At 34.8% G+C, this 8,406-nt stretch carries 7 protein-coding genes and 1 pseudogene; 6 read left to right on the top strand and 2 right to left on the bottom strand.

Features of this window, described 5'->3' with window-relative positions:
• Positions 1-126, top strand: a 126-nt coding sequence (locus EPJ90_RS08445) for an IS3 family transposase (protein ID WP_200542981.1), incomplete at its 5' end; no start/stop codon positions are given.
• A 298-nt stretch (positions 127-424) separates the two neighbouring features.
• On the opposite strand, the gene EPJ90_RS08440 is transcribed toward EPJ90_RS08445, so the two are convergent.
• The gene (locus EPJ90_RS08440; protein WP_161637405.1) at positions 425-982 is read right to left on the bottom strand and encodes a TetR/AcrR family transcriptional regulator; all 558 of its coding nucleotides are present in this window, start codon (positions 980-982) and stop codon (positions 425-427) included.
• Between the two features lie 119 nt (positions 983-1,101).
• On the opposite strand from EPJ90_RS08440, the gene EPJ90_RS08435 reads away from it, so the two are divergent.
• From EPJ90_RS08435 to EPJ90_RS08415, 5 genes are all read left to right on the top strand, one after another.
• Entirely contained in the window at positions 1,102-2,121 is a 1,020-nt protein-coding gene (locus EPJ90_RS08435) for an ABC transporter permease (RefSeq protein ID WP_161637404.1), read from the top strand.
• 11 nt (positions 2,122-2,132) lie between these two features.
• Positions 2,133-2,795 (top strand): ABC transporter ATP-binding protein, encoded by a 663-nt coding sequence (locus EPJ90_RS08430; protein WP_161637403.1) that lies wholly within the window; start codon positions 2,133-2,135, stop codon positions 2,793-2,795.
• 20 nt (positions 2,796-2,815) lie between these two features.
• Positions 2,816-3,538 (top strand): DUF1361 domain-containing protein, encoded by a 723-nt coding sequence (locus EPJ90_RS08425; RefSeq protein WP_161637402.1) that lies wholly within the window; start codon positions 2,816-2,818, stop codon positions 3,536-3,538.
• Between the two features lie 159 nt (positions 3,539-3,697).
• On the top strand, positions 3,698-5,089 hold the full coding sequence (locus EPJ90_RS08420) for a helix-turn-helix domain-containing protein (protein WP_161637401.1): 1,392 nt from the start codon (positions 3,698-3,700) through the stop codon (positions 5,087-5,089).
• A 111-nt stretch (positions 5,090-5,200) separates the two neighbouring features.
• Entirely contained in the window at positions 5,201-8,242 is a 3,042-nt protein-coding gene (locus EPJ90_RS08415) for a peptidase (protein ID WP_200542980.1), read from the top strand.
• Positions 8,243-8,291: 49 nt separating this feature from the next.
• Here EPJ90_RS08415 and EPJ90_RS08410 read toward each other — a convergent pair.
• Positions 8,292-8,406 (bottom strand): annotated as a pseudogene (locus EPJ90_RS08410) (IS30 family transposase); the annotation flags it as partial.

Below are 8,406 nucleotides of genomic sequence, written 5' to 3'. Positions count from 1 at the left end.
TACTGGTCCGTAGATAACTTTGAAAATTTTATCGAAGAATATGTACATTATTTCAATTTTGAAAGACCTGCTTACTGTTTAAATTACAAAACCCCTATCCAATATAAAATGGATAAGGGTTTCTAGTCTTTTATTAATGTCTACTTTTGTTTGACAACTCCACTATTGGGAATCTTTTTTGTTTTTACATTTGAACTAAATGAAATAAAAAATTAAAAATAAATAAAATATAATAGTATTTGTTTTCGAATGATATTTACCGGCATTCATATGGAATCAATATAAGGATAAAAACTATCATCAATATATTCCTAAAGAATATTTGATGATATTATTTCTTTTAATTCGCGTCACGGATTCCAATAAATGCTTCAATAAACTTAATCTTCTGTTTTGAAAAGAGTAACCTAAGTTGATGGTTACTTTATCTTAATGTAATACCCCTAACAAAAACGTCTATAATCCAACATAGATTGTCTTGGTCGTCTTTAGTAGGAACTGATGTGATATAGGTCGAAAGAATTCGTAAAAACTGATAAACGATTTGGTTGATTGTAAGATCATCACGAAGTAAATTTTCGTGCAGTTGAAATAAGTTGAAAAACGGCTGAAAGTAGTTTTCTTTCCAAACTAAATAGAGCGTATCACGCATAGATTGAGATTCTAGGGATTCCATATCATGAATTAGTAGATTAAAATTCATGGGATGCTTTTCTTGAATAAATAAACTCATTGATTTTAAGTGGGTATTCAAATCCATACTACTATTTTCAGCGATAATTCTTAAATCATCACCGATTTTTATTGCAAAATCATTTAGAACCTCAAAATAGAGAATTTCTTTACTCTTAAAATAGTGATAAATAGCTGGTTGTGTGATTCCAAGATCACGTGCAATATCACGAGTAGAGGTTTCTTGGTACCCATATTTCATGAAATATATGTGGGCAGTCTCAACTATGTGTTTTCTTATCGATTTCATATAATCACCTTTACATTATTAAATCAAAAAAAGGATACAAATACAATCATTAGGCAAATTACTTATCAGGTGATAAATAGTTTGATAGAATATACTTATCACCTGATAAGGAGGGAAATATGTATTTAGCTATTAAAGAAATAAAAAAAGAAAAAGGACGTTTTGCAATGATTCTTATCGTCATGACCTTCATTGCTTATTTAGTGTTTTTCCTGTCGAGTCTAGCATACGGTTTGGCATCAATAAATCGTACCGCTCTAGATCAATGGCAGTTTGATTCAATAATATTAAATAAAGATGCAAACCAAAATGCACTAGCATCCTTCATTACGAATCAACAAATTGAATCGATGGATTGGAATGTCAAAGATGCATTGCGAATTCGTGGTATTACAGCTACGTTTGGGGATAAGCAAGACGATGCAATTTTGATCGGTGCAGATGCATCGCACTTTTCAGATATAGTTACACTTCAAGAAGGTGAATATCCGCAAACACAGCACGATATTCTTATCTCAGCTGACATTCGAAATGACAAACAATTAAACATTGGTGATAGCGTCAGAATCTCTAAATACGGAGATTATAAAATTATCGGTATTACAACTTCTAGCAATTATAATACGAGACCCGTTTTTTATACTAACCTAGAAGGATCTGAATTGGATGATGACAATCTTTACAACGTGATTTTGGGAACAAACTCAAGTGAAGACTTTGAGACCTTATCAAAAGATGAATTAATTGATAATCTACCAGGATACAAAGCACAAATTTTAACATTTGGTTTAATGATTGGTGCGCTATCGATCATATCAGCGCTTATAATTGGTGTTTTTATGTATATACTCACAATGCAAAAGAAACCAATTTTTGGTATCTTGAAAGTACAAGGATTTAAAAATAAAACCATCATTAGTTCGATCATTATTCAAACATTTATTTTAACTGGAGTTGGACTAGGTCTGGGTTTTATTTTATCTGAAATTACTTGTTATGCCTTAAAAAGTACAGTTCCCGTTGCGACATATGTGCCTCTTTCCATAGGGGTAACCATTGCAATGATTGTGTTCTCTCTTTTGGGATCGTTATTTTCATCACGGATTATTCTTAAGATTGATCCATTGAAATCATTGTAGGAGGAAATGTTATGATATATTTAGAGTCTGTAACCAAATCGTTTAACGACGGAAAAAATCGCGTTGAGGTATTGCATCCAGTAACATTACACGTAAATCGAGGTTCTTTTGTTGCTATTGTGGGTCCTAGTGGTTCTGGTAAATCCACACTCTTATCCATTATGGGTGCTTTACAAAAACCGACACAAGGTACTATTACCATCGATAATCATCAACTTTCACACCTAACGGAAAATGAACTGTCTGCATTGCGATTTAATACACTTGGATTCATTCTTCAAACCGCCAATTTAATTCCATTTTTTACAGTTTATGAACATTTTCAATTTAAAATTAAAGAATCAAATCAAAATATTGCAGATCATGAAATTCGCAAACTTTTAGAGTCGTTGGACATTGATAAGCTTCGTGATCAATATCCAGAAAGTCTTTCGGGTGGTGAACGTCAACGAGTAGCAATTGGATTAGCGCTGATACTAAAACCGAGTATTATACTTGCTGATGAGCCAACCGCGAGTTTAGATACTGACCGCGCATTCGATGTGGTAAAGTTATTAAAACGTATTACCAATGAATATAATACCTCTGTCATTATGGTGACACATGACCTTCGCATGATTGAGGAATGTGATGAAACGTATGAAATGGTTGATGGTACACTCAAGCAAATTTAAAAATCTTAGAAAGGAAGTCTATGAAAGCATTATTAATAAGTACGATTCTATTTAATATTTTTGCCTATCTGACGATTATCATTCGCCCGAAACTATACTCTGTAAAGACCTTTAAACCGATGATTTGGAATTTAAAATTATCATTAATCCCCTTTGTGATTGTTCTTATAACAACAGCAGTTACCTTAGGGACACGGTATGTTTATGCACTCACGCATTCTCATATCATTTTGTACCTATCAAATATAATTTTTGTATTGGGGTCCGTTCTTTGGTTGGCTTTGCTTCCGAACGCAGCTTATTTACTCACTGAGTTAAATTTAACCCACAGAGAGATGGATGAGCATGAAGTTCCAATTTGGTATGATATTATTTCGGTAACCTCGCTTGCATTGTCTGGTATTTTAAATACGATGATGAATATCATGATCGTACAGTTGGGATATTTAATTATTATTGATCCCATAATCGTTCAAACACGCGATCAAGTCATTATTCAATTATCAGCAGTGATTATTATTCTGTTGCTTTCGGTGGGGATTTATCTTGGCCGTGAGGTGAGGTTTAATTCATGGGATTTATTACATCCCAAAGATTTCATCGTAAAACTTAGAGCGCATTTCAATCATCCGGGAAGATGGAAAAACTTTTTTTATTTTGTGTTTTTTCATCTAATCTTCTTATTACTTGTTTATAATCTTCTAGGACTAAATAATATTTATTCTTTTTTCACATCACATTAGGTTTCGTTAATGTGATGTGAAGTTGTTGATGGATAACATGATTTTAGGAAAATTATATACTTGCAACCATTTGGTTGCATTTTTTGTATCACCCATTAATTTTCATTAAGAACAGATTATTATTTAATGACAGTTATTGCATAAAGATGGAGAAATCGTATGTTAAATTTATTGAATACCTTAGATCGTAATCACTATCAACTGATTACTTATCTTAACAGTGACGCACAACCACATGCATCAGTTGGGGATTTGTCGACTCACTGCAAATGTTCTGAAAAAACAATTTATACCTACCTTGATCAAATAGCTCAGGAGTGGGAACCATTATTAATTATAGAAAGTTACAGTGGACGATATTATGTTGATGAGTATAATCCAAAAACCAATGAGCAGATATTAAGGACGTTTTTGATGCGGTCGTTATCAATTACTCTTTTCATTGATATTGTAAAGAATCCAGAAACATTAAACGAAGATCGTATGAAGCAGTTTTATATTAGCGAATCAACTTTTTATCGAACTTTACGTACGATGAACAAAGAATTCGGATCAAGCTCAATTCAGTTTAAGCGAAATGGTAGTAGACCTGTCAGTATTGTATCCGAACAAGAGCATTATATACGTAAGTTTGTAACCTGTTTAATTCTAGAACTTTATGGTACGAAAGATTTGGATGATATTCTAAAAATTAATTTAGAAGAAGCGGAATTAGTGATTCAAGAAGTTTTTGATCGTAAAGGGATATACTATGATAGTCTTACACTGATATTCAGTGTGACTTTATTTGTGGTTTCTGAATTGAGAGAGCGACAAGGGTTTCACAGTAATCTTTCCATGATACCGGCGACGATGGTTAAATCGATAGATTTCTCAAAGATTTTTAAGGGATATCGAGATTATGAAACAACTCACTGTATGCAAAGCTTGTCCGAAGTACTGTACTACCATACACCAATTCTCAATCCTAGTGAAACAAAGGTGTTTTCGGATGCTTTTCTTGATGAACTTATTGCGAAACATGATTACATTCTGAGTAAAGATACTCAAATTTTTATAAGTTTAATTCATCAAACCCTTTTAAATAACTACAGTCTGTACCCTTTTAAAACATCTTTGTTTATTGATAGAATTGCGGATTTTATGCATGCGTTTTATGAAGAACATCCAAAGATTCGTAGCGATTTTTACCAAGCGCTTAAAGCTTCGCAGACAATCTCACTTAATCCTGATTTATATCTCGATGATTTATTGTATTGGTCAATTATGAATTGTTCAGATATTTTAGATCAAAAACCAAAAATCATGCGCATTTTAATCTACTCGGATTTAGGCATTCAGCACGCGATGTACATACGAAACAATTTGATGTGTCGATTTAAGTTGGATGCGACCCAAATTCAAATTGATTGCATGAGTTACTTCGAACTTACTTCGATGGATTATGACTTATGCATCGGAAATACCCCCACCACGGGTGATGTTATTTTGATTGATGACTATCCAAGTCAAAAACAATACATAAATATTCTAAGGAAGATCATTTTTTGATGTGATTTTCATCACAATTAGATAGAACCAACATCTACAATAAGATTGTAAATCGTGAATGTAAGACACCCCTTTGCTTCCGTTATAATAATAAAACAAAGGAGCGTTATGATGAAAAAGAAATTGATGATTGCATTATCGAGTTTTTTATTGATTCTATCTATAATTCCGTTAAGCGCAAGTTTTGAAGCGTTTAATTTAGAAAGTCATGCACACATGACTTATGATTCATTCAATAGTGGTCAAAAAAACAGTATTGAATTTAAACTTAAAGCAACCGGGGCTCATACAACCTTTACCAATTTGAAGGTCGATGTATTGATGCCAGATTTTGTTCAGATGGACATAACCTCAATAAAAAATGCTCTTGGAGCGGATTATAATGTAACTCGGACAGATCAAGGAATGTCGATTACAAAAGAAATTTTTGAATCGGGAACATATATGGAGTTGCCATTTATTTTTTCAGTTCCAAATGGTATTACTCCTACAAGTACGCCATTAACATTCAATGTGAAAGTAGCCACGGACCAAGTGGAAAAAACAGATGAAGTACTAACGACAACCGTTGAGGCAAGTAGTCCTCTTAAAGTAACGAAAGCGTATGAAGGACTTAAGGATTCAAGGTATAGTGGATCTTTAGGACTTAGCCCAGGCATGGAAAGTGTGTGGGTTACCAAAGCACAAATTGATCGTCAACCACAAGGACAACTTTATATCAAAGCGGGAACGCAAATTAAGATTCAAGAAACGTATCATGAATCTTTAGAATACAAAGGCATGATTGAAGGACCCTCTCCAGATTTAGTCGATCTGGATACACGTACGTTAACGTGGTATTTTGATGCACCTTCATACCAAGAACAAGATCAAAACGAAACAACACTATTTTATGAAAATCTAAAGGTAAATTATCAAGCGAAACCGGGATCGTTAGATGAACCAGTGTCAGGTGTCGGTGTGACGTCACGACTTGAATTTATAAATGTGGATGATGTGACCCTTGACGATCAAGGGTATGCGGAAACCACATTATATCCATCTGAAAGTGAAACACCTGAGGTAGATGGGAATTGGTATGTTCCCGGACACTTTAGCCCGATTGATCCATTTGGTAAACACTCAACGGATTTTGAAGCACTGAATAAGCGCCCAACTGTATACCCTTGGGCAACATTAACCTACGCCCATCAAATGACAGCTTTGGAACATGGTGCAGACGATCGTTATGTTGAGTACAAGTGGAACTACTATATTAATAAACATTTACGCTTAGAATCATTTAAAGCGCCCGGACGCTTTGATTATCGACCAACAACAGACTATGGGGATGCCACCCCACTGCATGAACAACCAATCCTTCATGCTCATGTCTATGATGATCAAAAACAAATCATCGCAACATTTAAAGATCTAAGCCATGATCAAATTATTACCCGCGAAGAAATCTTAAAACAAAAGAATTTACCTGAAACAACTCAGATTGCGCATATTCAATACGATTTTGAGACCACTGTTCCAGGAATGATGATTGATGAACCCCTTCCACAAGAACACAATGGACTTTCTCGTATGCCTACTTATACATTTGCCATCAAAGACACATGGCGTGAAGATGCGAAGGAAAACATTACGGAATTAAAAAATGAGATGGATATTGAAACGGCATTTCTTTATGGAAGCAGTACGGCTTTAGTTCGTGAACTTTATGATTTTAAAGACAATGCCGAAAATGATTACACCATTACCTTCCCAGATGGGCGTGTCAATGCGTGGTTCGAAGGATTTCACTTCCTTGCTGCTCCGCGTTGGGCAAATGTCACTGAAAATCAAGAAGCATATCATCCAACAGTAACCAACAGTATTGAATTACTAGATCAATATAAAGGTCAAATTTATAAGGGATCGAATAAACTCAAGGTTCAAATAGTAAATGAGCCATCATCTGTTGGTGCAGTAAAGGATAACGTTCATTCAATTATTTATGTTCCGAAGAGTGTGCAGTTTAAAGATCTAAGTCCACAAGGAAACATTCAATCGATTGAGCGACTTGCGCAACGTCGTGGGAACCATGATGTTTACCACATTACGTGGAATCTAAAACAACTTGCCCCTTATGAATCCACCAGTCAAATTTTTGATGTGGATATCGCAGGCGATCTGCAAGATCTTAATTTTAAAATATTTACATTACTTGAAGCAAATGAGACCTTTGAAACCCTTGCGGTCTCCAATCCTACAATTCAAGATACATTGATGGTTGATTACGATCGTCATACAACGCAATCCGTTTTTGAGTCAAAGCAAATGCTTCAAAGCCAAAATCATTATCAAATGATTTCAGATTATCAACTGGAAATCAAAAAGTGGGTCAAAAATGAACACGATGCACTTTACGATACCCGTGCCCATGTTGAATTAAACGATAAAATTGATTACAAACTTCAACTTAAAAACCGTACCGGAAAAGTGATTGATCAATTTGTACTCATGGATATTCTGCCAAATATTGGTGATCGCGGAATCACAGACTTTACGCAGCGTAACAGTGAATTTGATGTAAGTCTAAGTGGACCGATTGGCGTCGATGAATCGTTGTTTAATGTGTTCTATAGTACGACATCGAATCCAAGTCGTCAGGATTTAAATGATGTCCTTACAACGGAAGGATTTGATGTGATTGTAGATCAAAACACAAAGGAACCAAACTGGGTGTTGGCATCAGATATCACGGACTGGAGCACAGTTCAAAGTTTTAAGATTGAATTAAAAGATCAACAACACCTTTCGGAACTTCAAGATTTCGAATTTACATTCCAATCACAAATTACCAATCCTGATGTGGTAGCTCGCATCTTGGAAGATTCGCCAAGCCTTACGGCATGGAATTCATTTGCAGTGGCAATCAACGGTCATCCAGCCATCGAACCCTTAAAAGTTGCGGTTCATACTGGGATTTTAACCCCGGAAGACAATCCTTATAAACCTTACGAAGAAGAGCCTAAGGAAACACCGAAAGATACACCCAAAGAATCCGAGAAACCCAATACGACCCTTCCTAATACTGGAATTGCATCGTTAAAGACACCTTATCTCGCGATTGGAATAGGGAGTCTCTTTGTGTTCAAAGGTTATAAGAAACGTCGTAAATAAACAATAATGAGTAAAAACAAACAGATTGATTCTGTTTGTTTTTCTTTTATCAAATCTCAACCGCACCACTTTTACTTTTATTAAAGTCTATCTCATAGGCCGTTTTGAAGTCAAATATTTTTCGCGGCATTGAGTTAATTTTGAAGCAAATATCATCAAGATAT

The sequence above is a fragment of the Erysipelothrix sp. strain 2 (EsS2-7-Brazil) genome, assembly GCF_016617655.1.
In the GTDB taxonomy this organism is placed as follows: Bacteria; Bacillota_I; Bacilli_A; order Erysipelotrichales; family Erysipelotrichaceae; genus Erysipelothrix; species Erysipelothrix piscisicarius.
The sequence above is the reverse complement of the archived record's forward strand: the minus strand, read 5'-3'. Positions and strand labels throughout refer to the sequence as shown.